Below are 26,658 nucleotides of genomic sequence, written 5' to 3'. Positions count from 1 at the left end.
TCTCGCGCGTATGAAGAGGCTATGCTGCTTACGCACCTCGGCCCATCGGACTCAGCAGACCCTATTCGCCGATTTATCCAACATTTGGTATGCTATCGGACCGCATAGTCCCTATTGGCATAAAAACCAGCAAATATAAGACCATTTCGAAGCAATAGTGTCTCTGGTGTCCGAAAACTTGCTCAAAAGGCTGAAAATTCGCAAATAACGTCAGCTGGGTCCGTAAGACTACCGAGGACGGTCGACGGATTAGATTACGGGTGCGAACAGTGATTGATGAGGTACCCCAGCAGCAGCGGAGGTACGGTCAGCGGCAGCGAAACCTTGGGATGAGAGCGACAGGAAAGTATAGAAAGAGGAGCAAGTCACACTAGAACATAAATACAAAGAAGCGATTCTTCCATAACGGAGGAATCGCTTCTTTGACATTCTATTGTGACTTCTGGAATAAAGACAATTGGTCTCTTTTCGTAGAAGAATTACTTACAAAGCCATTTTATAAATCTCAACTACGTCTTCACGCTCAAGCTTGCGGAAATTACCAAATGCTCCGAAACGAACAGCCTTGTCAGCCATACTGCCGATCTCGCTGTCATCAATATCATAATCTCCGAGTGTCTTCGGCGCACCGATGGAATCCCAGAAATTGCGCAGAGCCTCGATACCCTCCAGCCCGATTTCTGCATCAGTTTTGCCAGCAGGTTCAACTCCGAACACATTTACTGCAAGCTGACGGAAACGCGCAGGGTTTGTGCTGAGATTATATTTCATCCATTGCGGGAACAGAATCGCCAAACCTCCGCCATGCGGAATATCGTATACAGCCGACACTGCATGCTCGATATTATGAGTCGCCCAATCTCCGGCAAAACCCATGCTGACCATTCCGTTAAGCGCCATCGTACCGCAGTACATAATGGTCTCACGCAGCTCGTAGTTGTTCAGATCTTCGATAAGCTTCGGTGCGGTTTCAATTACAGTGCGCAGCAAAGTTTCACAGAACCCGTCTTGTACCGGTGTATTGCCGTCTGTATGGAAATAGTGCTCCAGAACATGCGACATGATGTCCACCATGCCATAAACGGTCTGATCACGTGGCAGAGAAAAAGTGTTCTCTGGATCAAGAATCGAGAATGCCGGGTAGGCATGCACGCTGCCCCAACCCATTTTTTCCTTAGTAACCTCGTTTGTGATTACCGAGCCGTTATTCATTTCGGAACCCGTAGCAGCCATTGTCAGCACTGTACCCAGTGGAAGCGCGTCTTGAGCCGCTGCTTTACGCTCTACAAAGTCCCACATATCACCATCATATTTCGCTCCAACAGCAACAGCTTTTGCGCAGTCCAATACGCTTCCGCCCCCTACTGCAAGAACAAGGTCAATATTATGCTCCCGGCACAGCTCTACGCCTTTATGTACTGTGGAAAGACGTGGATTGGGTTCTACTCCAGAGAGTTCAGTCACTGTAGCGCCTATTGAACTCAGCTCAGCAACTACTTTATCGTACAAACCGCTGCGCTTGATACTGCCGCCACCGTACATCAAAAGCACATTTTTACCGTACTTAGGCACCTCTGTCTTCAAGGCTTCAAGGGTACCCTGTCCAAAAATCAGCTTGGTAGGATTATAAAATTCAAATTTACGCATATGTGTAAACCTCCAGTAGTTAATTCATAATGTCTTACTCCTTCGTATTATAAACCTCTGATTACCCGCATTCAAATTAGGTGGCTGGGTTTCGTCATTCCGAATAAAAAAAGATGCCCCAAGCCCATAGGCTAGAGGACATCCTTAAATCCAAATTCACTTACTACAAAGCGCCGAAGCTTGTTACGAAACGGCGGAAAGCCGCTTGACCTTCTGGAGTCCGTTTGTAAACGCCAGCGTGTTCAAGAATATGCGTAAACTTGATGCCAACTTCGTTCTGCACAATCTTGAGCGCTTCCTCGTGTTGCAGTGCAGTTCCGAATCGCTCCACCAGCTCCTGAATCCAAGCCGCATGCTGCGCAAGAGAATGACTAGGGTCATTCTTCACCGCTTCTAACAGCGCTTGATCTCCTGCAAGAATACCTGCGATGGAATCGAGTTCTTCCTTCAAACGGCCCGGCAGAATCGCCAGTCCCATAACTTCAATCAAGCCGATGTTTTCTTTCTTGATATGATGCATTTCCCGGTGTGGATGAAAAATCCCTTCAGGATATTGCTCATTAGTCCGGTTATTCCGCAGCACAAGATCCATCTCGAAGCTGCCGTCCTCGGCCCGGCGTACGATAGGAGTAACGGTATTATGTGGTTGTACTTCACCGTCAACCTCACTAAAGGCTAGCACTTCCGCCTCTGGATCGCTGTAGGCTTTCCAAGCTTCATAAAGCGCATTTCCGCATTCCAATAGAACCGCAGGATCTTCTCCATTTAAGCGCAATACGGACATCGGCCATTTTACGATATTAATGCTGACACCCGGATAAGAAGCATGTGTAAATGTATCTTCCTTAGGCGCTTTTTGAATCGGGAATGTGTGGCGTCCGCCCTGAAAATGGTCATGCGTCAGAATAGAGCCGCCAACAATCGGTAAGTCTGCATTGGAGCCAATAAAATAATGCGGGAATGATTCCACGAAGCAAAGCAGCCGCTTCAAGGTATCCTTGGTGAGCTTCATTGGCACATGATCATGATGGAATACAATGCAGTGCTCATTGTAATAAACATATGGCGAGTATTGGAAGAACCATTTTTCATTATTCAGGTTAAGCGGAATGATACGCAGGTTCTGGCGCGGCGGATGATTGATCCGTCCGGCATAACCTACATTCTCACGGCACAGCAGACATTTCGGATAGACTGGCGGCGGGAGCAGCCGAGCCATTGCGATTTCCTTCGGATTTTTCTCAGGCTTGGACAAATTGATCGTCATTTCAATGTCTCCATACGGCGAATCCTGCAGCCAGTAGACATTCTTCGAGATCCGATCCATCCGAATATAGTTCGAATCAATGCTCAATTTATAAAAACGGTCTGTAGCCGCGGAGATGCCTTTTTCAGCGGTCAGACTATAGAACTCAGCATTTACATCCGAAGGACGGGCCATGAGAAGTCCCATAATCTTGGCATCCAGCAAGTCACGGTAAGTGTCACTATTCTCTGGGATCAATCCGATTTCAAAACCATAATCAATCAGTGCATCGAGTGGAGCCTGCGGCCCTTCCAATGGACTTTGATCGATATCACCTACATGCGGCTCACTGAAACCGAACTGTTCGAGCAGCACATTACGGCTATAATCTTCATCGGATGGAGCTATAAGCTGCTGGCGCAGTGCGAACAGAACAAGCTGCTCAATCGCATGTAATGCTTTCTGGCCAGCAGGTGTAATCTTATTCTCGTTGTGCATTTTAATTCTCCTTAAGTAGGGTCTCAAGTTCAAGATAAGCTAACCTAAAGTCCCTTATTCTCCGTATCCTTGCGGATTGGCAGAGTGCCAGTTCCATGCACTTTGAATGATATCTTCCAAATCTGCATGCTGCGGGTTCCATCCAAGGACGCTACGCGCTTTGTCAGAAGAAGCTACCAGCACAGCCGGATCGCCGGCACGGCGTTCTTGAATGACTACAGGAATTTCAAGTCCAGTAACCTTCTTCGCCGTTTCAATCACCTGTTTTACCGAGAATCCAAGTCCATTGCCCAGGTTAAAAATATTGCTGCTGCTTCCGCTGCGCAGGTAAGTTACCGCACGAACATGGGCGTCAGCCAGATCGCTGACATGGATGTAGTCGCGCACACAAGTACCGTCTTCTGTAGGATAGTCATCTCCGAAAACTGCGATACTGTCACGTTGCTTCAAGGCCGTTTGCAATACCAGCGGCACCAAATGACTTTCTGGACGATGGTCTTCACCGATTTTGCCACTGGCATGTGCGCCAGCTGCATTGAAGTAACGCAATGCTACGTATTTAATGCCCAGTACTTTATCAAACCAAGCCATCATCCGTTCCATGGTCAGCTTAGTTTCTCCATACACATTGGCTGGTTCAGTGCGGTCTGTTTCTTCAATCGGCACCTTTTCCGGTTCGCCGTAGGTTGCGGCTGTGGACGAGAATACGATCTTGTTCACGCCCGCTTTTTGCATAGCTTCTAGAAGACACTGTGTACCATATACGTTGTTGTCATAATATTTTACAGGGTCCTTCATGCTTTCTCCGACCAAAGAGCTTGCAGCAAAATGGATAACCGCTTCAATCTCATTTTCAGCGAACAGCTTACCCAGCAGTTCTTTATCACGCAGATCACCTTCGTACAGCTTGCCACCCAGCAACGCCTCACGATGCCCTGTTAGCAGATTGTCGAGGACCACCACTTCTTCACCACGATCCAGCAGCTCCGCTACAGTATGGGACCCAATATACCCTGCTCCACCTGTTACTAAAATCGCCATCTGATTACACTCCCTTCAATTCTTGGACACCATTACCGATGCCGCAAACGTAGAACTCGCCAACCAAACCAGATCTTGTGGTATAGGCTTCACCAACTTCACGAATAAAACGTTCTATATCATCTTCATGTACCAAAGATACTGTACAGCCTCCGAAACCCGCGCCAGTCATACGGGAACCGAGTGTACCTGGGATGCGCCCAGCTTCTTCAACCATAATATCAAGCTCTGCACAGCTAACTTCATACAAATCGCGCAAGGACGCATGCGAATCATTCATGAACTGTCCAAACTGCTTCAGATCATTGTTTTTTAATACCTCAACGGAATCTAGCACGCGTTGATTCTCTTCCACAACATGGCGAGCGCGGCGTCTTACAATTTCGTCTGTGATTTTATCTTGATGTGCTTCGAACTGTTCACGATTAAGCTGTGCCAGATAAGCTAGTGAAGGCACTTCTTTTTGCAAAATAGCCAATGCCTCATCACACTGCTGACGGCGTTCATTGTACTTGGAATCTACAAGCCCTCTGCGTTTGTTCGTGTTGCCGATAACCAATTTGTATGAACCTGTGATGAACGGTACCAAATTGTACTCAAGTGTGTCGCACATCAGCAGGATCGCATGATCGCGTTTGCCGTTAGCAACTGCGAACTGATCCATAATTCCGGAGTTTACACCTACGTACTGGTTCTCAGCACGCTGGGACAAAAGTGCAATCTCAACAGTGTCTGTATCGCCACCTTCGAGAGTCAGGAACGCATAAGCAGTAACGACTTCAAGAGAGGCCGAGGAGGACAAGCCTGCTCCATTCGGAATATCGCCATGGAACAGCAGATCGTACCCTTTGGATACTGGTGTGCTTTTCTTATCCAGCTCAACCATTACCCCAATCGGATAGTCAATCCATTCACCCGTTTTGGCCTTGCCAATTTCGCTATAATCAATAGAAGCTTCGTAAGGAAAATTAGTTGATGCAAAATTCACTTTGCTGTCACTACGTGGACGCACAATCAGCGTTGTACCGAATTCCAAAGCTGCGGGAAGTACATACCCGCCGTTATAATCCAAGTGCTCTCCGATGAGATTGACACGACCTGGTGCATAAAACACCTTAGCCTCTTCCCCGCTCACCCCATATTTTTCAATAAATTTGTTATTAAGTTCCTGTATGCTCATTAATGCCACTCCATCCTTTCGCTGCTTCAGCCAGTGGGAATTAGTAAAGCGTTCTTTATGTACTCATTATAATAGATTCATTCATCCTCTGATAATGCAATCATGTGTGTAATGTATGGATAAATGTGACTTCCCATAATATAATAATTACATATATTACTGTTACTCTCTAAACTATAAGCCATTAAATGACATTAACACAAGAAAGGCTGTCCCAAATGGAGCATACTTATTCCGTAGGATCCAATCCAGTGTATTACGATAAACAGAACCTTCATGTACTGTTTGCCGGCCAGAGTCAGACCCTGCCCATGCATCAAGCTGGACCCAAGATCTATGATTATTATTTGCTGCATTTCATAGAATCTGGCTCGGGCGTTTTCCGTACAGAACATCATAAATATGAGTTGGGTAAAGGGGACTGCTTCTTGATCCATCCGGGACAATTAGTCAGTTACGTCTCGGATAAAGACCAGCCCTGGTGCTATCGCTGGGCAGCTTTTACTGGCAGCGAAGCTGACGATCTGGTGCTGCAGACAGGGTTCACACCACAACAGCCTGTGGTGACTACAACAGGTGAAAGCCTAATTCCAGGTGCCCTGTCCAGCATCATGCAAGCCTTCAACGCCAACAAAGAGAGTGCCCATCTGACTTCGCTTGGCTATCTCTATCTCATTGTCGGCGAAGCAGCTGATTTGCTCTCTTCCTTCTCTCGTCTTCCCGGCGCAGAATCACAGGTTAAGCGTACTGTGAAGCAAATGATCCACTACATGGCATCTCAATATGCGCACCCGGTCTCTATTGAACAAATGTGTGATACGCTGGGTTATAATCGAGCCTACCTGTCCCGTGTATTTAAGCAAGAGACCGGATTATCTCCGGTGACCTACTTGCTGAAGCTGCGGATTGAAAAGTCCAGACAGCTGCTGCGTGAACGACCGGAGCTGTCCGTGGAACAGGTAGCAGCATCTGTGGGGCTCACCGATGCTTTATACTTCTCTCGCCAATTCAAACGGTTTTGTGCCCAGTCACCGACGGCTTACCGGATGACTACAACGAGACAAGCAGAGAAACCTGAACGTTAGTTTGCCCTTTAATCCATAAATCCATAAATCCACTATACAACAACAGCCCGCCTTCCTTAACGTAAGGAACCGGGCTGTTACTGTGTTCAATATGCTATAGTTCTGTCTTTAGAATCGTTTCAATCCGCTCTAACTCCTCCGGACTGAAATCAGGATTAGCTAAAGCAGCTATATTCTCTTCAATCTGATCCACTCTGCTTGCTCCAATTAGGGCAGAAGTAACCTTGCCACCCCGGAGTGTCCAAGCCAGTGCAAACTGAGCCAGACTCTGTCCTCGCGAAACCGCAAGCTGATTAAGTGCGCGAATCCTCCGCTGCACCTCCGGTGTAATCCGGCTCTCATTCAAGGCGGCAGACGGCTTGGCAGCTCTTGACCCTTCTGGAATACCATTCAAATATTTGTTGGTTAACAAGCCTTCAGCCAGGGGTGTAAAAGCGATGCTTCCTACACCACTATGTTCCAGTACATCCTGTAAGCCGCCCTCAATCCAACGATCGAGCATAGAATAACTAGGCTGATGGATTAAGAGCGGTGTGCCCAGGCTTTTTAGAATACTGAGGGCTTCAGCCGTCTGCTCCGCATTATAGTTGGATAGTCCTATATATAAAGCTTTGCCAGAACGTACCGCATAATCCAGCGCCTGCATGGTTTCTTCAAGCGGTGTTTCCGGGTCTGGACGATGAGAGTAATAAATATCAACATAATCTAGGCCTAGCCGCTTCAGGCTCTGATCAAGACTAGCCAGCATATATTTACGTGAACCCCATTCCCCATAAGGGCCGGGCCACATGTTATACCCTGCTTTTGTAGAGATCACTATTTCATCACGATAAGGATACATATCATTGGCAAGAACTTTACCGAACAGCTCTTCTGCTGAACCAGCTGGTGGACCATAGTTGTTGGCCAGATCAAAATGGGTAATTCCAAGATCAAAAGCACGAGTGATCATTTCTCTGCCGTTCTCGTAATTATCGACCCCACCAAAATTCTGCCATAATCCTAATGAGATTGCTGGGAGCTTGAGACCTGAGTTCCCGCAACGATTATAACGCATGTTGTCATACCGTTTATCGTCTGCTACATATACCATTGCTTATCCCTGCCTCTCATTACACGCTGTTGTGAGCCTACCTTATCTTTAAACTTCTGAGCGTAATAATAATCTGGCAAGAGAAACCAAAGGACAGCTTTTTTCTTCTAGCTTAATAGATCCTTGACACTGCCCATTACTTTTCCAATTCGATCTGTAATCAGCAGATCCGCCTGATCATCATAAGGTGTGGGATCTCCGTTCAGCAGCACCGTACGTTTGCCCCGGAAATAAGTCACCAGACTGGCCGCAGGCTGAACCGTTAGCGAGGTTCCACCAATAATAAGTATATCTGCAGAGGCAATCGCTGCGACAGAGCCCATAAGCACGGAGTGATCCAATTCTTCTTCATATAAAACCACATCCGGCTTGATAATTCCGCCACATTCCGGGCAGTGAGGAACGATCTCAGTCATTTCCAGCAGTTGATCCAGCCCGTAATATCGTGAGCAGTCCATACAATAGTTGCGATGGATCGAACCATGCAGCTCAAGGACACTACGGCTGCCCGCCTGCTGGTGCAGGCCGTCAATATTTTGCGTAATCACCGCTTTCAGCTTCCCCTGCTGTTCCAACTCCGCTAGTAGCTGATGCGCACCATTCGGACGGGCCTCTGGATGAATCATTTTACTGCGGTAAAAATCAAAAAAAATGTCCGGTGAGGACATAAAAAAAGTGCGGCTCAGCATCACTTCAGGTGGATAAGGTGAATTGTGCTGAGTTTGATATAATCCAGCTGCGGAGCGGAAATCAGGAATTCCACTCTCTGTAGACGTACCCGCCCCTCCGAAAAAAACGATATTGTCACTTTCTTTGATCCAAGAAGCAAGTGTCTGCAATTGATCCATGCTAAGTAGCACATCCTTTCCTTTTATTAGCTGATCAGTAAGTGATCCGAAGCTCATTGAAACCGGAAATGATTACATCGGCATCTATAAGGTGCTCCCCATCACCACTGGCGGAAATCCCAATTACGAGGCGAAGCCCTGCACCTTTACCTAATTGCATATCGGCATTACTGTCCCCAATAATAATCGTCTCTTCAGGCGAAAGCCCTAACTCCCGGCAGGCCAATTCAGCCATTTCAGGAGCTGGTTTTCCGTTTTTTACTCTGTCCCTAGTAACTACAGAATCAAAATAGCCTGCCACATTAAGCCATTCCAAATGCTCTCCGGTGGTCTTTGCCCCGTCGGAGGTAACCACGCCAAGCTTAAGCGATGCCGCAGAGCATTGCTCCAAAAAAGAATGAAGTCCCGCTAAAGGCTGTGCCATACGGCGTCGGCGTAATTCATACATCGCGTTTTTAGTTATGCTTTTCACACGGGTCAGCGCTTCATTCCAAGGAACTCCTGCTGCATATAGCTGCCATGCGAGTACACCGTAACTTTCTTCTTCTGTAGCCATGGTAAGCGGCCCCGCCGGGTCGTACCCTATTAACTTCCCTTGCGGATCATGTTGCGTACCCAGCACCTTGCTGCGCTCTACAATAAATCCCGCTCCCATGATCGCGAGTTGATCTTCCAGTCCACGCAGCACAAGCTCCGCCCAATTCCCCCAGGTGGCTAATAGATCGAGTAACGTCCCGTCTTTATCAAACAATATTCCGGAGCAGGGAACGCATTCATCGTTAATGTGTAATACTGGCATGAATTGTTTCCTCCCTCTGTTGAATGACCCGTAACTACCTCAGATTTCCCAGCCAATCCAACAGGGCACTTACTGTGCGACTCTGCTGTTCTTCCTCGGATATTGTGGCTTCGCCGTCCCCCTTCTGAGGCCCGTAGCTGCCAAATTGCGCATGATTCCCACCTATAATTGAACTATAAACTGTATTATCTGGCAGATAGGAGCGCCCTTTGTTGTAGCTGTCTCTGTCAATCACTTGATCCTCAGTACCCACAACCGATAACACTGACAAAGTAGTCTCTCGCAGACTGCCCTTTTCATCTGGATAAGAGGCTAAGAAAAATACACCTTCCAGCTGGTCCGTATGCTCAATTGCGTAACGCGAGGCCATGACACCCCCAAGTGAATGTCCACCCAGCACAAAAGATTGCTTCGGATGCACACGAATAATCTCTTCTGCGGCATCCCCCTTCGTTACGGCTAAATTAAACGGCATTTTGGCGATGTAGAAGGGATGCCCTGCAGCAGCGACGCTCTTCGCAAGAGGGGAGTAAGCTTCCGGTTTAACCAAAGCCCCAGGATAAAATATAATCGAGGCGCCCTTAGTAATGGAAGGTTCGAACGAGATCCAATTATCATTCTGTTCGACGGTAACTCCACCACTTGAAATCAGTGCGGTTTCGGCTTCTTGAGCCGGTGCATATGGCGTTAAATACTTCCATATCAGCAACCCGGCTACCACTAAAATAATCAATACAAAAATAGCGACGCGACGCTTAGTTATTCTTCTCTTCAACATGTTCCACTCCCAGATGTTAATGCATATAAAAATTATAGTGGAATCCCTCTATTCTAACAACCTTCAACACATCGCCACATTTCGCACACATGATAACGCTTTCTATTGTGACTTAATTCACAATTAAATCAAAGAAAATCTAGTATTTTAAAATTAAATTAATTTGCATACAGCATAATTTGGAGGCTAAATCATGGTAGGGGAAAACTCGCTGGAAACGCGCGGAGAAACCTTTTTTCTCAACCTGCGTTTTATGCTTATTATCACTGTTTTTGCCGGTAATGCAATTGAACCTCTGATTAACAAAATGAGCGGAATACACGGATTATATATGTGGATTTTCAGCTTTCACATGCCGCTGTTCGTACTGGTGACCGGCTATTTCGCCAGAAAAAGCCTTGCCGGAACTACCGGCCGCAAAATGCTGCTGCAAATTGGATTGCAATACCTCATTTTTCAAAGCTTATATTCCGCACTCGACGTTTCCCTCTTTCATGTAAGCAACATCCAGCATTCCATTTTCGCACCCTATCTGCTCCTATGGTTTCTGGCCAGTCATGCCTGCTGGCGCCTCCTGATGCTCGGTATGAGCAGATGGTCCATAACCGCTAAGCTCCTCTTCGCTGTAACAGCGGGGGTGGCTGTCGGATATCTCCAGCTGGACGGTGTATGGTTTAGCATCAGCCGTACCTTTGTATATTTGCCTTTTTTCATTATCGGCTATCATTTCTCCTTCGAAACCTTCGTCAAGCTCTATCAGAAATATATCAAAATCTTTGCAGCAGCCGCCTCCATTCTACTCCTTGCCGTCATGGTCGCATGGGGGGCAGGATTTCCCTTTGGCTGGTTATATGGCAGCATGACCTATATGCAGCTCGATGCCAATGTATGGTATGCAGGCGTATACCGTCTGGGACTGTACGGACTACAAATTGTCGCTTCACTCGCTTTCCTCGGCCTCGTACCTTACGGAGCGAGCCGCATGACCGACTGGGGGCGCCGCACGTTGTATGTTTTCCTGCTTCATGGTTTTATCGTTCGTCTGGCTGCCGTTTCCGGGATTTACACCTATATTGGCAATGCTGCTGGGGCAGTAGTCCTGCTGCTCACCGCCGTATTATTCACCGTATTGCTGGCTCAGCCGTCCGTTAAACGGCTCTTTCACCCGCTGGTTGAGCCGTCCGTTGACTGGATGATCACCCTTCAGCGTGCCGCCCTACGGCGCACACTCTAGCTTTACATCCAGAACAAACAAAGCAAGGCGGTTCCTTGGATACGAAGATTCGTTTCCGAGGAACCGCCTTGCTTTGTTCATCTCCTAAGCTAAAGTTCTACTTCATCCTGATCCATGGTATATTTTACCTTCATCATAATATGTTGTTCATAATCGCCAAACTGGCGCCCGAACAGGTTAAGTCCGCCTTGATGAACTGCATCAGGGTTGATTCCAATGCGCAGCCGCAATTTGGGGCTCCGGTTAATCAGAAGATCATTTAAGGAAACATTCGACACTTTCTCCATATCAAGTGTCGTCTTTTCATGGTCAACACGCCAGGTCTTGAGAAACCCGTATTGTGTGGATCCATCCCACCACCAGTTCGGATTCAGCTTGCCCCGCCGGTCACCGAAATCACCGGGACTGGTCCACATGCCGATCTCCGATCCATTCACCCATACAGAGATGTTCGAAGGCCAGTTCTGGTCATAATTCGGAGCTTCCGAACAGATCTCCATGGATAATTCCAGCGATTCAATTTGTGCTCCGGAGGGGATATCCATAGGCAGCAAATATTCCAGAAATCCTTTGCGGAGCCAGATCAGCTGAGCGTTGACATGTTTAGGGTGATAAAAGCTCGACGGTTCATCTTCTTTGATAATAAGACCCTCGCTATTAGCCATTCCGCAAGTAGGAGATACCTCACAGTCGCTATAATGGCCGATCGGCATCTCTACTTCATAGACATGAGTTAATCCCTTTGACATCGGTTCTTTCAAATTCAAGGCAATATGAAGATCATCATAATTCCGGCTGCAAACTTTCATTGCCCCGCGTGAAGCCGGAAGCAATTCTGTATGAATTAACTCTGCTGCTTCTAATACTTTAATATTGCTTGCTACCGTCGACACTGGAAGCTTCAGCCTCTCAGCGATTTCAATAATATTTAAGTTTTTGGAGTTTAAGAGCCGAAGAATATCAACCCTAGAACGAGTTGATAAAGCATGCGTTACTGTGACTAATTTTTCCGGGTCGTTTAAGCTAAGTTCCAGCACAAATCAGCTCTCCTTGTATCCTAATAATTATCCTAATCTTACTTCTTAATGAGATGAAAAACAATTACACCTACAAGCCCTTTCACCTAGAAATGACCTCCGGAAAACCGGAAGCCATTTCATATGTCTCTTAGGTTTGTTCGATTCACAATGGCTTAATATCAATGAAATCAATTTCTCCGTAACCTTCGCCTTTGGTAAAACGAAGCTTGTTCATGCCTGCTTTCAGTTGAACCCGGGCTGTGGACAGCCCCCAATTCTCCCACCCTTTATTGGTGATATAGAATGGGCTGGAAGGTCCTGCATTGACACTAAGCTGAAAATTCGACCAATTCCCGCCAGCCGTTCCATTCGCCGTTCGAGCCAAAAGAATATACTCGCCTGCGGCTGCCGCATCAACCGAAAATTCTACGTAACTGTCCGGCGTATCAATATGACCCGCCTTAAGCCCACCCGAGCCCTTGGGACTCGAAGAGGCATAGGCATCGCCGCCAAATGTCCCTTTTTCCGCTTCGAAGCGGGCATGCATGGTTTCACCCGAAGGCAAAGTTATCGGAAGATTAGGGTCAACGGGAATACCCAGATTAGGTGTATGATCAGCATTCCAGCTGAATTTCTGCATCCGCACCTCGCGGTTCCAGCCAGCGTTGTTGTATTTGGCGACATGGTACATGATCCAATCCTCTTGGCCGTCAGGAGACTTAGTAAACGAATGGTGTCCAGGTCCGTAAAGTCCATTGCCTGAGGAAAAGATAGGCTGATTGCTTTTATTCCATGATGCCGGATTCAACAGATCACTGGAGATGTCTGCGGTGATCAGTCCCAGACAATAATCATTAGTCCAGCTTCCGCTTGCCGAGTAGACCAAACTAATGACTCCTCCATTTATAATCACCTGCGGTCCTTCATTCACATTTGGAGAATGATTCGTTTCCCAGCTATACGTTGGTCTTGAAATCTCTACGCGTTCGGAATCAATGGTCCAGGGATTACTCATATGCGCGATATAGAGATTCTGCCGCACATTAACATTCCCCTCCCAGCCGGACCAGATAAAATACAGCTCGCCGTTCACTTGCAGCACAGTACCGTCTATAGCCCACTTATTGCTTGAATCTGTGATCTGGCCTTTGTACTGCCAAGTTCCCTGCATCGGGTCTGCCGCTGTGTTCTCCATTACATGCATGCGGTGGTTTACGTTATCTCCGTCGTCCATCGCATAGTAGATATACCAAGCTCCGTTTATATAATGTAGCTCAGGCGCCCAGATGCCGCTACCGCCCGTGTTGACAACTTTAGTAGGCGCTGCATCAATAGTGGTCAACTGGGCTGACTTCCAGAGGGTAACATTGCCACCTGTTGTTTTGGTGAAATAATAGAAGCCATCTGTATGTTTATACACCCATGGGTCCGCCCCGTCCTGCATAACCACGTTGTAAAAGTCATTATGATCAGAGACTGCAAGGGTCACCTTCCCCATTGGAAGAATAAGAAGAACACTTAAGGCGACCAGACATTTTTGCCGGAAATTCACTTTCATAATCTATCACATTCCTTTCGAATGAATAGTTACGTAGCGCCTCTAATCTTCAATTGCAGCCTTACGCGCATTGATGCCGCGGATACGCTCGGGGTCGAACTTCGGCTGTCTGTCATAAGTGTACAGTCCATTGACTTCCTGTTCCACATCGTACAGCTGGGTATAGCAGAATCCAAACATCAGCGGATGATCTAATAAAACATTCGTCAACCCCTCGTAGCGTTCGATAAACATTTGCTCTGAGGTCGGTCTGTCCCCATACCCCCATGATTTTTCATCTTTCTGCTGCGGGTTCCACCAAATTCCGCCATACTCGCTGATGAAGTAAGGTTGACCTTCATACGTTTGGCGATCCGGGAAGGTATTGAATACTTCTCCGCCACTTTTCATCGGTTCATATCTGTCCCGGAACGTCTGCGGATTCTGGTCATAGTCATGAAGATCGAAGATATCTGTAGCCACATGGAAGTTGCCGCTTGTATCAATTACTGGACGTGTTGGATCCATACGTTTTGTTACGTTGTAAACAATCTGGAGCACGGGGTTATGCTGTTTCGCACCGTCCCGGTCCCAGGTCTCATTAAAAGGGCACCAGCCGATCAGCGCGGGATGATTGAAATCACGCTGCATACCTTCGAGCCATTCCGGCAGGAAGTGAGTCAGGCTATCCGCTCCAGTAATATTCAGCCCCCAATTGGCATGCTCTCCCCAGACAAGATAACCTAATTGGTCAGCCCAATAAAGATAACGCGGCTCAAAGATCTTCTCGTGAAGCCTCGCGCCATTGAAGCCAAGCCCTATTGAGATTTCGATGTCTCTGCGCAGATCTTCATCAGTAGGAGCGGTATAGATTCCCTCCCGATAAAAACCTTGATCCAGAACTAACCGCTGAAATACGGATTTCCCATTGATCCGGAATGCCATCCCATCCAGTCGTACCGTGCGGAGTCCAAAATAGGAATGGACCACGTCACTCTCCCGTCCCTGACTATGCAAGGACAACTTCAGGTCATACAATCTGGCGTTTCCAACTTCCCACAAGTGAATCTCTGATAGTGGAATCGTAAGTTTTATAGAGGGTCCGGAAACGATCACACTGCTGTCCCCAACCGGTTTGCCGCCATAAAGAGCAGTGGCCCTAAGCGTGTCCCCCGCTGCGTTCCCTTGTACCTTCATTTCGAGGTGCACACAGCCATTGTCGGGATCAGCGACAACTTTCAGATTAGACAGATAGGTTTCAGGGACTTGCTCAAGCCATACCGTCTGCCAGATTCCTGTAGTGCGTGTATAATCACAGCCGTGCGAATGGAACTGTTCACTCTGCTTGCCCCGTGGCTGTCGTCCCGATCGAACGTCGTCTTCAGCATATACAGTAATCACATTACTGCCCGCTAAAAGATTAGAAGTAATATCAAAGCTAAACAAAGTATATCCTCCGCGGTGCGTACCTACGGATACGCCGTTCACCCAGACCTCCGCCATATAATCAACGGCGCCAAAATGAAGGATAACTCTGCCATTTGTCCAGCTCTCCGGTACGGTAAATTCCCTTTTATACCATACTGCAGCCATAAAATCTTTATATTCCACACCGGACAGCTTGCTTTCCGGACAGAAGGGCACAGTAATTGTCCCTGAGAGATTATGATCGTTAACAGGGTATCCGCGCTCCTTCCCACTTTTGCCATGATCAATTTCGAATTGCCACTGGCCGTTCAGATTGATCCACTCTGGTCGAACAAAGTCAGGGCGGGGATATTCAGGACGCGGAAGCGTTGCTTGTTGTGTCATGGTGTAACTCCTTTTAGTAAATGTTATTTATTGAATATTCATCATGATGTTGCGGATCGCTTCAAGCGGAGCTTTGGGCTGTCTATCATAGGTGAGCAGTCCGTTGATTTCCTGCTCGACATCCGTCAGCTGGGTATAGCAATACCCTTGGATCACCGGGGAAGTGAACATCGGGTCAACCACAGCCTTGAGCTTCATCAGGAAATCCTCTTCATTCTCTGCCCCAGAATAACCCCAGCCCTCCCACTCACTTTTCTTGAAGGCAATTCCACCAAACTCGGATACGAGAATCGGCTGGCCTTGATACGAAGCTCCACCGACAAATATTTTGCGGTTGGCCGGCATCGCATTTACAGAAGATTCTGCCGTGGCATATCTCTCCTCCAGCACTGCCTGATGGCTCTCATAGTCATGAATAGTCACCAAATCTGTAGTCATATGCTCCCACCCATCGTTATACACAACAGGTCTCATCTCATCCAAGGATTTCGTTAAATGATACATAGCCAATCCGTGCTGCTGCTGGCGTGTATCAATCTGGACATTGGGAACACCCCAGCTCTCATTAAGCGGAACCCAGGTCACGATACAAGGATGGTTATAGTCGCGCTCGATGATCTCCTGCCATTCCTTCGTGAAGCGGCGGACATACTCCTCGGAATATTCGTAAGCATTGGCTGCCTCACTCCATACCAGCAGGCCGAGCTTATCACACCAATACAGGAACCGGGGATCTTCTGTCTTCTGATGTTTTCTCACCCCGTTAAAGCCCATTTCTTTCGTCAGCTGGGTATCACGTTTCAGCTCTTCGTCTGTAGGTGCGGTTAGTATCCCGTCAGGGAAGTACCCCTGATCCAGCACCAGTCTCTGGAAATATGGGCGGTTATTCAAGCATAGCTTGCCATTTTCAATCGACACCTTGCGCATGCCGAAATAACTCGCCACTTCGTCAATTACTTCCTCATTCCGAAGCAATTGAAATTGAATATCATACAAATTCGGATGCTCAGGGCTCCATAAACGTCCAAGACCATGATCCGCAAAATCACCCAAGCCGATAGTGCGCAGCTGCTCAGCATTCATGACCATATATTGATCTTCCGCAATCACTTCACCGTCATACGATACCGTTATGCGCAGCTTGAGCGGATCAGCAGACTTAAATCCTTGCAAAAAGGTCCGAAGCCGGATTTCATTGCGGTCAATATCTGGTGTCATCATGGTTTTACTCAGATGCACTGCAGACAGCGGTTCAAGCCAGACACTCTGCCAGATTCCGGTTGTGCGGGTATAAAAGATGGCAGCAGACTGCTCCAGCCAATATTGCTTGCCCCGCGGCAAGGTGACATCGCGGCTGAAATCCTCTGCGCGCAGTATGATGGTATTCCTTCCTTTGAGCAGCGAAGGAGTGATATCGATCTGAAATGGTGTATGTCCGCCTTCATGCACGGCCACCAGCTGACCATTCACCCAGACTTTTGCCAAATAATCAACGGCGCCGAAATGGAGTACAATCCGCTTCCCGTTCCAACCCTCAGGAACTTCAAAAGTTCTTCTATACCACACAACATCATGAAATGAAGGATCTTCAATCCCGCTCAGCTTGCTCTGAAACGCAAAGGGCACTTGAATAACCCGTGAAAATAAACCCTTTGTGTCCGTCCGATACCATTGTTCTTCCTCACCGACATCTTCATCATCAAACGTAAAATCCCATTCTCCATTTAGGTTAAGCCAATCCTTACGGGCAAATTGGGGTCTTGGATATTCCGGACGTGGAACGGATGTGCTGCTTGCTTCTGTCAACATGGTGTACTTCACTCCTATTAAATAATTTCTATATAAGATGAACTTGTTTTTTTGCCCGCTATCCTTTAATCGAACCTACGTAAACACCTTTAACAAAATATTTTTGCAAGAAAGGATATACCATTAATATAGGAAGCGTAGAAACGACGATCGCACAATACTTAACCAGCTCGCGGAAAGCCGTCTGGCTCTGGGCACTATCGATGACTACCCCGCCTGCACTGCCGATCGAGGTTGCGGTTGCATCATTAGCTACTAATATTTCCTTCATTAATAGCTGCAGTGGGAACAGCTGTCTGTCCTTCAACAACACCATCGCATTAAACCATGAGTTCCAGTTCCCCACTAAATAGTATAAAAAGATTACGGCCAGCGTAGCTTTGGACAGCGGAAGAATCACATTCGTTAAAATATGGGCCTGACTTGCCCCGTCAATGGTAGCCGCTTCCTCCAATTCCTGCGGAATGGCTTGAAAGCTAGTTCGTAGGATAATAATGTTCCATGTGCTTAAAGCACTTGGCAAAATCATGGCCCACAAATTATTGTACAGACCAATATCCTTCATTAATAAGAACCAAGGAATCAACCCGCCGCCAAAAAACATGGTGATTGTAATCAGGATCATGATGAAATTTTTGAAATACAATCCTCGTCTGGATAATACATAAGCTCCCAGAATGGTCATGATCATGTTGACTAATGTGCCTAATCCTACATATATAATCGTGTTTTTATAGCCGTTGATCAGACTGTTATCTTTAAATACCAGCTTATAGCCATCCAAAGTGAATCCCAGCGGTTTCAGCAAAATCCCTTTATGAGCAATCAACATGCCGGGGTCGCTGACGGAGGCAAACAGGATGTGCAGGATCGGATAAAAACACACCAAGGTTAATGCGGTCAGCAGAGTATAAAGTGTGCCGTCAAACACTCTGTCGCCGATGGATTTATGTTTTCGTCTTTTTTTCGCTTTACGCTGCAAATTATCTTTCATAGCTGTCCCTCTTTCTTACCATAAGCTGACCTCGGACCTGCGTTTGGCTATTGTATTGGTCATCCAGAGCAGCCCGAAGTTAACGATTGAGCTGACCAAGCCCACAGCCGTGGAATAACTAAGACTGGCTTCTCTTAAACCGCGACGATACACGTAAGAGGCAATAACATCCGCCGTATCATAGATCAGAGGATTGTACAGCAGGATAATCTTCTCGTACCCGGACGACATCAACCCGCCGATGGCAAAAATAAACAGAATGATGATAACTGGGCTGATCTGCGGCAGCGTAATATGCCACATTTTTTTAATCCGTCCCACTCCGTCAATTTCAGCAGCTTCATATAATGAAGTATCGATGGAACTCATCGCCGCAAGGTAGATGATGCTATCCCAGCCGATGCTCTGCCAAATGCCGGAGAAGGTATAAATCGGCCGGAAGAACGAAGAATAGCCGAGCAGTGAAGAGTACTCTTTTCCGGTAATAAATTGCAGGATTTGCGTGATAATCCCTTCATCTGCGGCAAAGATATGAATGATCCCGCATACCACCACCAGGGAAATAAAGTGCGGCATATAGGTGATCGTTTGGACCACTTTTTTAAACTTAACCCCACGGATTTCGTTCAGCATCAAGGACAGAATAATCGGGGCTGTAAATCCAAAGGCAATCCCCCAAACATTGAGGAGAAGGGTGTTTTTAACGACCCGCCAGAAATAAGGCCCTTGGAAAAAATCAATAAAGTGCTTAAACCCTACCCACTCGCTCTGGCCAAACCCCAGCAGGGGTTTAAAATCCTTGAAGGCGATCATAACCCCCCACATCGGCCCGTAGCAGAAAATCAGGAACCACGCTACAACAGGGACAGCCAACAGATAGACAAACCAGTTCTTTTTCAAATCCTTCTTAATCACTAACTTGGTATTTTTAGGTTTGGCGTCCTGAGGAATGGGCTTTATCGCTCTGTTTTTTCGTAATATTTCCATAAAACAACCACCTATCGTTTGTTATATCGATCTAAGGCTGCCTGATGGATACTCAAAAACTCTTCCAGTCCCATACTCTGAGCTTCTTTCAAAAATTTATCATAGGCATCTACCGGCAGGTCTCCCATTATGATTTTTGCAAAATACTCTCCGCGCAGTGTCGACAGCTGGTTTCCAAGCTCGGCTTCCCGCGAAGCTTCATCTTTGGTAAAGGAAATAGGTGGCATAGCCATACTAGTATCCATATTTTCTGTCCAATTCTTGCGAATGTCTCCCGAGTAACTTCCTTTGGCAGCGATCAGCGGGTTGGAATGATGCTCATCCCGGATATCCGGCCAGTTGTGCATCCGGTATTTCCATAAGGTTGTCGATACGGGCTGACCTTCAGGGTCTTTAAAGATATAACTGTTCTCTGGATAATAAGGCATTCCCGGCTCATCAATCAGGTGGACCGTGCCATATTCACCAAAGTTAATCAATTCCCAGCCCTTTTTACTGTAATTAAAATCAAGCCAAGCCATTGCCGCTTCTACATTTTTGCTTTGCGTGGTGATCGCAGCTTCGATACCCGCTCTTTTGAAATTTTTGTACGTGGTTGCGGACTTATCTCCTTTGTTCAGAACCGGGTTCAGTGCGCCCACAAAGTCGATACCGCTTTGCTCTTTCCAATAACTCCACATCGTATCCGGAGAGTCCATCATCATCGCGGTATCTCCCGAAATGGCGCTCGCCATTCTCTGGTTAAAGTCTGCCGTTGCCCAGTCCGGGTTCAGTAATCCTTCTTTGTTCCATTGCTGCATGGTGGTCAAATATTCCTTAGCTTTCGGCTGTGCTGGCCCCCAGGCCACTTTGCCATTCTCATCAAGGAACGTCCAATCCCATACTCCATATGCGCCATTTATGATGCCGGTAAAAATCTGGCCGTAAGTAGAGCCGTAATTAAGCGGTGCTTTGTATCCGACTTCCTTTGCTTTTGTCAGGAAGGTATGCCATTCATCAATCGTATTTGGAACTTCAAGCCCTGTTTTGTCCAGCGCTTCCTGCTTAATCAATGTTCCAAACCAAGTCCACTCTGAATATGGGGCGATGCCATAGAAGCCGAGCAGCTTGCCGTCATCTGTGACCGTGGTTTTTCTTCTTGATTCATCCGAATTGCGCCACTTCGTATAGTTCGGAGCATTTTTCTCCATCAGATCTGTCAGATCGATATAAGCGCCGTCATTTACGCCCGCTTCAAAACCTCCCGGATAACGTCCCGGCTCAATGATAATGTCAGGCAGTTCACCGGAGGAGATCATCAGCGTGAAGGCATCCGCTTCCTGGCCGATTGGCGGCGTGATGAAGTTTACTTTGATTCCCGTTAATTGCTCCACCTGCTTCTGGACAGCATGATTGTTCATATCCGGAATATTGGAATTCGCAGGCATCCATACATCCAGAACCACATCACCTTTAACAGGATAAGCTGAGTAATCATTTGGAATGACTTCATCGAAGACGTCGCCGAGGTATGTATCATTCAAGGAATGATTAACTTCGTCGATTTGCTCTTGCGTTGGGGCTGTATTGCCGCGTATGTCTGCGCTGATATCTGTAAACTCAACCGGGTCTTTGGCTGTGCTCTCGTTCTCTTTGTTGTTGGAGACACCCTTATCAACCCCATTGTTTGCACTGTTGCCACTACATGCTGTTACAGTCGAAATGATCAGTATTAACACAAATAAAAGACTAAAATAACGCTTTGCATTGTTCTTCATACTTAACCTCCCACTATAAAATATTTGCCACAACGCCTTAAGCAAATCCAAAGCTTGGAACCACGCTCCTTTTTGACCTGTAGATAACTCCCCTTGATTAATACAGTTTTTCTGTATCTCAGATCGAATTATAAGCATCCAAAATTCATATGTCAACGCTTTCATACAATAATTTTGTAATCTTATGAACTTTTCTCAAACAAATATATGGCTATGCCAACTACAAACCTATTAAAAAAGCATACTAACCATCCTGTATTTTGACGAAAAACCCCTTATAAAGCAGGCGTTTTTCGTCAATTATTATCGACAGCGAATAAAAATATCTGCATTACATGAAAAGGCCATTCATTACAGTTTTTCTGTAATAAATGGCCTTTTCAGTCTTGATTTCCTGTTTTATTCTTATTCTCCCGACGGAACGGTCTGAGCAAGCGTATCCCTACAAGGAACCCCAAAATCTGGTGTCCCATCCACCTTCCACCCAAATTTCTGGATACGGGTCGCGCGCAAAGACACATCCGCTCCAGCGGAAGGAAGCGCATGATAGACTATCCAATCTTCCTTGCCATCAGGAGAATGTGTGAAGCTATTGTGCCCCGTGGCAAAAATCCCGTTCTCTACACTTTTGCAAAATACAGGCGACATTGATTTTTCCCATGACAGCGGTTGCAAAGGATCTGCCGCTTCGCTCATGGTGAGCATCCCTAGTGCATAATCCTCAGACCAAGTCGTACTTGCCGAATAAACCATGAAAATACGATTGTTTCGCTGCAAAATTACCGGACCTTCGTTAATCGCCATTCCACCTTGCTTCTCCCATGACAGAGTTGGAGCGGTAAGCAAGTGATGCTCCCCTTCCAAGGTCCAAGGATTACTCATTCGCATAATGTAAATAGCTGACCCATAATCAGGAAAATGACCATATCCCGCATACAGAAAATACAGCTGATCCCGCAAAGACATTACTGTTCCATCCAACCCTGGGACAGGTGTCTGCAAAGCCCCTCTCCATACCCACTGTCCTTCCAGCGGGTTCGCTGCTTCATTCTCCAGCACACAAATCCGCCGTGAATCGTCGCCTCCTCCGTCATTCGCAGTGTAGTAAATGTACCATCTGTTGTCCAAATGATGAATTTCCGGCGCCCACAGATTGTAACTGTAGCTGCCCCCCGGTTCGGGAGACCAGATCACTTTCTTGTCGCCCTCCGCAAGGCCGGTCAAGGTTCTAGATCTCGTCAGCTCCAGACATTTAGCTTTTGTGGCCATAAAGTAATAATAGCCATCGGTATGTTTGAATACCCATGGGTCTCCTGAGCTTGCTACAATTGGATTTAAAAAAGTTGTACGCTGTGACATTCCCTTTCCCTCCTTAGCTTTTCATCCCCGTAAAACGATCCACCGCGGCGATAATAATAGACAAATCCCGATTTTCCAGCACCTCCCATAAAATAATAACTCCCATCATACTCAGCTCTCCTAAAGTTGTCTAGAGTGGTAAATAGATACATCCGAACCCTGTTCCATTTTCCAAATAAAGCACTTTCCTTTCGAAAATGAGCTTTTCCTCCACTTCCCACGCTTTGCGTCAATCGACAAACTTCACATTGTCCGGTAGAAAAAACGTGCTCTTTGTGATAGACTCACTAATAACAATGACTTCTCCGTTCATTTTAGGCGGTAACTGTTTATACCAAAACAGCGGCTTTTTTTATAGAAACGGCATCGCTTTTCTTATTGAGGAAGCAGGTCCCCGTTCTTTCTATAAACCGTATATACGCAGGTCTTTGGAGTTCATTGCGTTAATGCGACACTATATTTGATTGAAATTCATTTAGGGGGGAATGTCATTATGGCAGCCAAGAAAATGCGTTCAGACATGATTAAAAAAGGCTTTGACCGTGCTCCACACCGTAGTCTCCTGAGAGCAGCCGGAGTAAAAGAAGAAGATTTCGGAAAGCCGTTTATTGCGGTCTGCAATTCCTATATTGATATTGTTCCAGGGCATGTGCATTTGCAAGAGTTCGGTAAAATCGTTAAGGAAGCGATTCGCGAAGCTGGTGGCGTTCCTTTTGAATTCAATACGATCGGCGTAGATGACGGGATTGCTATGGGACATATCGGCATGCGTTATTCACTGCCAAGCCGCGAGATCATCGCTGACGCCTTGGAAACTGTAGTTTCCGCGCATTGGTTCGATGGCATGGTCTGCATCCCTAACTGTGATAAAATTACACCGGGCATGATGATGGGCGCTCTGCGTGTTAACATCCCAACCATGTTCGTAAGCGGCGGCCCAATGAAAGCCGGCGTAGATAGTAAAGGTAAAAAGCTCTCTCTGACCTCGGTATTTGAAGGCGTTGGTGCTCACCAAGTCGGCAAAATCAACGATGCAGAGCTGCTTGAATTAGAACAATTTGGTTGTCCTACCTGTGGATCTTGTTCCGGAATGTTCACTGCCAACTCCATGAACTGCCTTGCAGAAGCACTTGGACTGGCATTGCCAGGTAACGGTACGATTCTGGCTGTTGCTGATGAGCGTAGAGAATTTGTTCGCAAATCCGCAACACAACTGATGGAATTGATTAAGCTGGATCTTAAACCAAGAGATATCGTAACTAAAGAATCCCTTGATAACGCATTTGCACTGGATATGGCAATGGGTGGTTCTACTAACACAGTGCTGCACACCCTTGCATTAGCTCAAGAAGCAGGTATCGATTATCCGCTTGAACGCATTAACGAAGTTGCAAACCGTGTTCCCTATCTGGCTAAGCTGGCTCCAGCTTCTGATATCTTTATCGAAGATGTGGACCGTGCGGGCGGCGTTAGTGCTGTATTGAATGAACTGCTGAAGAAACCAGGTGCTCTGTTCGGGGAATGTATGACCGTTACCGGCAAAACATTAGCTGAGAACGTAATCGGACACGAGATCCAAGATACTTCCGTAATTCATACTATCGACAACCCTTACTCCGAAAGAGGCGGTCTTGCCGTACTTTACGGAAACTTGGCTCCAGAGGGTTCTATCATCAAGGTTGGTGCAGTTGATGCTTCAGTAGGTGGATATCATAAAGGTCCTGCGATCTGCTTTGATTCCCAAGAAGCTGCACTGGAAGGTATCGCGAACGGTAAAGTTAAAGAAGGCCATGTAGTCGTTATCCGCTATGAAGGTCCTAAGGGCGGACCAGGAATGCCGGAAATGCTGGCGCCTACTTCACAAATCGTGGGTATGGGGCTAGGTGCTAAGGTCGGTCTGATTACAGACGGTCGTTTCTCGGGGGCTTCCCGCGGAATCAGTATCGGTCATATCTCTCCAGAGGCAGCTGAAGGCGGTCCGATCGCTTTTGTTGAGGATGGAGACATCATTGAGCTGGATCTCAACAACCGGAAGATTGAATTGCTGGTTGAAGAAGAAGTATTAGCAGTTCGTCGTACGGGTTGGAAAGAATTCGAACCTAAAGTTAAAACTGGTTACCTGGCTCGTTACTCCAAAATGGTAACCAATGCAAGTAACGGCGCAGTGCTGAAGATCTAATCCCTTTAGCAAAAAAGAATATTAAAACAAGCAAGAGCAGTCCCACCTTAGTATTTCTAATGGCGGGCTGCTCTTTTTTTAATTATCCCAATAAAAAAATGTTCCACAACCATCGCTGGATTGTAGAACATCTCTTTACATGTCCACTGTAAAATATTTATCAATAAGATCATGAATCAATTGGTTACTGTCGCACCTGGCATTTCTACATCCGCAACCGAATCATTAAGTGACAACGATTCTTCCTGTTGCGATTTGCGTTTTTTTGCAGTTTTCGGATGATGAGGCAGCTGTTGATTCATCTTTTTGAGCAGCTCTGAGACAGGCATCAGGATAAGCTTCGGCACAAGGACCTCGCTCCGTTCTTTAAGCCTTGCCCCACCTGCTGGATGAATCACACTTAACAGGATTCTTAAGTAAAATTTGGAGGAACGTGCGAATAAGCCATCCGGCAAATCACGTACGGTAAAGCCGAATTTCTCCGGTCCCCGGTTAATCATGCTGACTCCGTAAAGCGCTTTGGCTTCTGCAAGATCCACATCTTTGGCAATGATCTCAGCAAGAATGGGCAGATCCTTTTCCATTCTGCGGATCATTCGAATCGCTAGTTGAGCGGAAGAACGTGAATGAATTCCTAATTCGAACAACTGTTTATTATCGATGTGCAGCTCAATGACTTTGTCGCCTTTACGCAGCAGCTCTCCACCCTCGAGTTCAACCGGTTCGCCCTGATATTTCCGCATCCGATAATGCAGGAAAGGATCTGACGGAGTAATCGTTTGGAGATGAAAGAGAGCTTGAAATACCTGTTCCCAAGCTAACCAAAGTCCTACAAGCACCCGTTTACCAAAAGATAAGCGCCGGATAGGTGACGTCTCAGCCATCTTAATCATCTCATCAATCCGAATGCTGCGGAGTCCCCGTTTACGGGCTTCCTCCAGAGTCTGCTCAAGAGCCACAAGCATATTCCCTGGAGCATCCGCATCTGCACCCAGCGTTGTGCCGCTATCATGCAACAACATCACTTCCCCGGGATTTAGACGGGCCAGCATCTTCTCAGTGAGTTTTTCGGCGCCGAGCTTCTCACGCCAATCGCCAAACATTGCCGACCAAAGCACAATTTCAACTTGGCGTCGTTTGGAAATATCAAATAAATTGACAATACCCCAAGGTGGACGGTAATACGTACTGCGTTCGCCAATAATATTATAGATAATATCATTCGTACGTTGAATCTGCCGGCGGACGGTTGCTGGCCGCATGAGCCAGTTCGTCTTGTGAACATAATTATGAATTCCGATGAGATGTCCCTCATCATGGATACGCTGAATAAGATCAGGATAACGTTCAGCATTAGAGCCGACTACAAAAAAGGTTGCTTTTGCATCATACCTCTTCAGTAATTCCAGCAGTAATGGTGTAAATCGAGGATCAGGTCCATCATCGAAGGTCAGTGCGAATTCATTTCGCCCAGTTCCTTTACGAAAGACACGGTAACCAAAAATCCGGCTGATCATACCAGGGATAAAAGCATAAAATGATGAGATGTAAAATAACCAGAGCAGCAAAGTCTGCATATTAATTCCCCGCTTTTCCAGAGTTGACTTTGGCTCGCCTAATGTCTGCAAGCAGAACCCGTGAAACGGCCAAGTGAAGTAGAATAAAAAAACGTTACCCCCTATTTTAACACATGTATCAAAGAAATAGACGCTTTTAAAGTAAAATCATGTACAATGTAATCAACCTGGCGTATCCA

Annotated in this window: 21 protein-coding genes; 3 read left to right on the top strand and 18 right to left on the bottom strand. The window is 46.6% G+C overall.

Annotated elements, in window-relative coordinates; all coding sequences use genetic code 11:
- Positions 1–249: 249 nt before the first annotated feature.
- The 5 genes from NYE58_RS09220 to NYE58_RS09200 all read right to left on the bottom strand — a co-directional run bounded on the left by NYE58_RS09220 (position 250) and on the right by NYE58_RS09200 (position 5,612).
- Entirely contained in the window at positions 250–429 is a 180-nt protein-coding gene (locus NYE58_RS09220) for a hypothetical protein (RefSeq protein WP_341001587.1), read from the bottom strand.
- A 54-nt stretch (positions 430–483) separates the two neighbouring features.
- Positions 484–1,647, bottom strand: a complete 1,164-nt coding sequence (locus NYE58_RS09215; protein ID WP_076218461.1) for an iron-containing alcohol dehydrogenase — start codon at positions 1,645–1,647, stop codon at positions 484–486.
- Between the two features lie 163 nt (positions 1,648–1,810).
- Complete coding sequence (locus NYE58_RS09210; RefSeq protein WP_076218462.1) at positions 1,811–3,391, bottom strand: UDP-glucose--hexose-1-phosphate uridylyltransferase; 1,581 nt, start codon at positions 3,389–3,391, stop codon at positions 1,811–1,813.
- A gap of 54 nt (positions 3,392–3,445) precedes the next feature.
- Entirely contained in the window at positions 3,446–4,432 is a 987-nt protein-coding gene (galE, locus tag NYE58_RS09205; protein WP_076126362.1) for a UDP-glucose 4-epimerase GalE, read from the bottom strand.
- Positions 4,433–4,436: 4 nt separating this feature from the next.
- On the bottom strand, positions 4,437–5,612 hold the full coding sequence (locus tag NYE58_RS09200) for a galactokinase (protein WP_076126360.1): 1,176 nt from the start codon (positions 5,610–5,612) through the stop codon (positions 4,437–4,439).
- 188 nt (positions 5,613–5,800) lie between these two features.
- Between NYE58_RS09200 and NYE58_RS09195 the strand changes: the two genes are divergently transcribed.
- Positions 5,801–6,697, top strand: a complete 897-nt coding sequence (locus NYE58_RS09195; RefSeq protein WP_248547687.1) for an AraC family transcriptional regulator — start codon at positions 5,801–5,803, stop codon at positions 6,695–6,697.
- Positions 6,698–6,791: 94 nt separating this feature from the next.
- Here NYE58_RS09195 and mgrA read toward each other — a convergent pair whose 3' ends face one another.
- From mgrA to NYE58_RS09175, 4 genes are all read right to left on the bottom strand, one after another.
- Positions 6,792–7,790: an L-glyceraldehyde 3-phosphate reductase gene (mgrA, locus tag NYE58_RS09190; RefSeq protein WP_076277073.1), complete on the bottom strand. Its 999-nt coding sequence runs from the start codon at positions 7,788–7,790 to the stop codon at positions 6,792–6,794.
- A gap of 107 nt (positions 7,791–7,897) precedes the next feature.
- On the bottom strand, positions 7,898–8,638 hold the full coding sequence (locus tag NYE58_RS09185; protein ID WP_341001586.1) for an NAD-dependent protein deacylase: 741 nt from the start codon (positions 8,636–8,638) through the stop codon (positions 7,898–7,900).
- A gap of 34 nt (positions 8,639–8,672) precedes the next feature.
- On the bottom strand, positions 8,673–9,437 hold the full coding sequence (locus NYE58_RS09180; protein ID WP_076218464.1) for an HAD family hydrolase: 765 nt from the start codon (positions 9,435–9,437) through the stop codon (positions 8,673–8,675).
- A 34-nt stretch (positions 9,438–9,471) separates the two neighbouring features.
- A complete protein-coding gene (locus tag NYE58_RS09175) occupies positions 9,472–10,215 on the bottom strand; it encodes an alpha/beta hydrolase (protein WP_076126350.1) in 744 nt (247 codons plus the stop codon).
- Between the two features lie 193 nt (positions 10,216–10,408).
- Between NYE58_RS09175 and NYE58_RS09170 the strand changes: the two genes are divergently transcribed.
- Positions 10,409–11,449 carry an acyltransferase family protein gene (locus tag NYE58_RS09170; RefSeq protein ID WP_341001585.1) on the top strand — a complete coding sequence of 347 codons (1,041 nt, stop codon included), beginning with the start codon at positions 10,409–10,411 and terminating at the stop codon, positions 11,447–11,449.
- An 89-nt stretch (positions 11,450–11,538) separates the two neighbouring features.
- On the opposite strand, the gene NYE58_RS09165 is transcribed toward NYE58_RS09170, so the two are convergent.
- The 8 genes from NYE58_RS09165 to NYE58_RS09130 all read right to left on the bottom strand — a co-directional run bounded on the left by NYE58_RS09165 (position 11,539) and on the right by NYE58_RS09130 (position 22,723).
- Positions 11,539–12,486 (bottom strand): ArsR/SmtB family transcription factor, encoded by a 948-nt coding sequence (locus NYE58_RS09165; protein WP_076126345.1) that lies wholly within the window; start codon positions 12,484–12,486, stop codon positions 11,539–11,541.
- Between the two features lie 145 nt (positions 12,487–12,631).
- Positions 12,632–14,026: a family 43 glycosylhydrolase gene (locus NYE58_RS09160; protein WP_341001584.1), complete on the bottom strand. Its 1,395-nt coding sequence runs from the start codon at positions 14,024–14,026 to the stop codon at positions 12,632–12,634.
- Between the two features lie 42 nt (positions 14,027–14,068).
- Positions 14,069–15,817, bottom strand: coding sequence for a glycoside hydrolase family 2 protein (locus NYE58_RS09155; protein WP_341001583.1), 1,749 nt, complete (start codon positions 15,815–15,817; stop codon positions 14,069–14,071).
- Between the two features lie 27 nt (positions 15,818–15,844).
- Positions 15,845–17,626 (bottom strand): glycoside hydrolase family 2 protein, encoded by a 1,782-nt coding sequence (locus NYE58_RS09150; RefSeq protein WP_341001582.1) that lies wholly within the window; start codon positions 17,624–17,626, stop codon positions 15,845–15,847.
- Between the two features lie 58 nt (positions 17,627–17,684).
- Positions 17,685–18,620 carry a carbohydrate ABC transporter permease gene (locus tag NYE58_RS09145; RefSeq protein WP_076126337.1) on the bottom strand — a complete coding sequence of 312 codons (936 nt, stop codon included), beginning with the start codon at positions 18,618–18,620 and terminating at the stop codon, positions 17,685–17,687.
- Between the two features lie 15 nt (positions 18,621–18,635).
- Positions 18,636–19,607 carry an ABC transporter permease gene (locus NYE58_RS09140; RefSeq protein ID WP_036680973.1) on the bottom strand — a complete coding sequence of 324 codons (972 nt, stop codon included), beginning with the start codon at positions 19,605–19,607 and terminating at the stop codon, positions 18,636–18,638.
- An 11-nt stretch (positions 19,608–19,618) separates the two neighbouring features.
- On the bottom strand, positions 19,619–21,364 hold the full coding sequence (locus NYE58_RS09135) for an extracellular solute-binding protein (protein WP_341001581.1): 1,746 nt from the start codon (positions 21,362–21,364) through the stop codon (positions 19,619–19,621).
- Positions 21,365–21,769: 405 nt separating this feature from the next.
- Entirely contained in the window at positions 21,770–22,723 is a 954-nt protein-coding gene (locus tag NYE58_RS09130) for a glycoside hydrolase family 43 protein (protein ID WP_076184706.1), read from the bottom strand.
- A 493-nt stretch (positions 22,724–23,216) separates the two neighbouring features.
- Here NYE58_RS09130 and ilvD point away from each other — a divergent pair, with 493 nt between their 5' ends.
- Positions 23,217–24,902, top strand: a complete 1,686-nt coding sequence (gene ilvD, locus NYE58_RS09125) for a dihydroxy-acid dehydratase (protein WP_076134060.1) — start codon at positions 23,217–23,219, stop codon at positions 24,900–24,902.
- A 176-nt stretch (positions 24,903–25,078) separates the two neighbouring features.
- On the opposite strand, the gene NYE58_RS09120 is transcribed toward ilvD, so the two are convergent.
- A complete protein-coding gene (locus NYE58_RS09120) occupies positions 25,079–26,479 on the bottom strand; it encodes a polysaccharide deacetylase family protein (RefSeq protein ID WP_076192865.1) in 1,401 nt (466 codons plus the stop codon).
- Between the last annotated feature and the right edge of the window lie 179 nt (positions 26,480–26,658).

Source organism: Paenibacillus sp. FSL L8-0708 (assembly GCF_038009325.1).
GTDB classification, from domain to species: Bacteria; Bacillota; Bacilli; order Paenibacillales; family Paenibacillaceae; genus Paenibacillus_AQ; species Paenibacillus_AQ odorifer.
Note: the sequence above shows the minus strand (reverse complement) of the source record. Positions and strands in the feature narration are given on the sequence as shown.

Bases quoted from the DNA above. Each gene is read 5' to 3' on its own strand.
- NYE58_RS09220 (WP_341001587.1), bottom strand. From the start codon at position 429: ATGTCAAAGAAGCGATTCCTCCGTTATGGAAGAATCGCTTCTTTGTAT.
- NYE58_RS09215 (WP_076218461.1), bottom strand. From the start codon at position 1,647: ATGCGTAAATTTGAATTTTATAATCCTACCAAGCTGATTTTTGGACAG.
- NYE58_RS09210 (WP_076218462.1), bottom strand. From the start codon at position 3,391: ATGCACAACGAGAATAAGATTACACCTGCTGGCCAGAAAGCATTACAT.
- galE (WP_076126362.1), bottom strand. From the start codon at position 4,432: ATGGCGATTTTAGTAACAGGTGGAGCAGGGTATATTGGGTCCCATACT.
- NYE58_RS09200 (WP_076126360.1), bottom strand. From the start codon at position 5,612: ATGAGCATACAGGAACTTAATAACAAATTTATTGAAAAATATGGGGTG.
- NYE58_RS09195 (WP_248547687.1), top strand. From the start codon at position 5,801: ATGACATTAACACAAGAAAGGCTGTCCCAAATGGAGCATACTTATTCC.
- mgrA (WP_076277073.1), bottom strand. From the start codon at position 7,790: ATGGTATATGTAGCAGACGATAAACGGTATGACAACATGCGTTATAAT.
- NYE58_RS09185 (WP_341001586.1), bottom strand. From the start codon at position 8,638: ATGGATCAATTGCAGACACTTGCTTCTTGGATCAAAGAAAGTGACAAT.
- NYE58_RS09180 (WP_076218464.1), bottom strand. From the start codon at position 9,437: ATGCCAGTATTACACATTAACGATGAATGCGTTCCCTGCTCCGGAATA.
- NYE58_RS09175 (WP_076126350.1), bottom strand. From the start codon at position 10,215: ATGTTGAAGAGAAGAATAACTAAGCGTCGCGTCGCTATTTTTGTATTG.
- NYE58_RS09170 (WP_341001585.1), top strand. From the start codon at position 10,409: ATGGTAGGGGAAAACTCGCTGGAAACGCGCGGAGAAACCTTTTTTCTC.
- NYE58_RS09160 (WP_341001584.1), bottom strand. From the start codon at position 14,026: ATGAAAGTGAATTTCCGGCAAAAATGTCTGGTCGCCTTAAGTGTTCTT.
- NYE58_RS09155 (WP_341001583.1), bottom strand. From the start codon at position 15,817: ATGACACAACAAGCAACGCTTCCGCGTCCTGAATATCCCCGCCCTGAC.
- NYE58_RS09150 (WP_341001582.1), bottom strand. From the start codon at position 17,626: ATGTTGACAGAAGCAAGCAGCACATCCGTTCCACGTCCGGAATATCCA.
- NYE58_RS09145 (WP_076126337.1), bottom strand. From the start codon at position 18,620: ATGAAAGATAATTTGCAGCGTAAAGCGAAAAAAAGACGAAAACATAAA.
- NYE58_RS09140 (WP_036680973.1), bottom strand. From the start codon at position 19,607: ATGGAAATATTACGAAAAAACAGAGCGATAAAGCCCATTCCTCAGGAC.
- NYE58_RS09135 (WP_341001581.1), bottom strand. From the start codon at position 21,364: ATGAAGAACAATGCAAAGCGTTATTTTAGTCTTTTATTTGTGTTAATA.
- NYE58_RS09130 (WP_076184706.1), bottom strand. From the start codon at position 22,723: ATGTCACAGCGTACAACTTTTTTAAATCCAATTGTAGCAAGCTCAGGA.
- ilvD (WP_076134060.1), top strand. From the start codon at position 23,217: ATGGCAGCCAAGAAAATGCGTTCAGACATGATTAAAAAAGGCTTTGAC.
- NYE58_RS09120 (WP_076192865.1), bottom strand. From the start codon at position 26,479: ATGCAGACTTTGCTGCTCTGGTTATTTTACATCTCATCATTTTATGCT.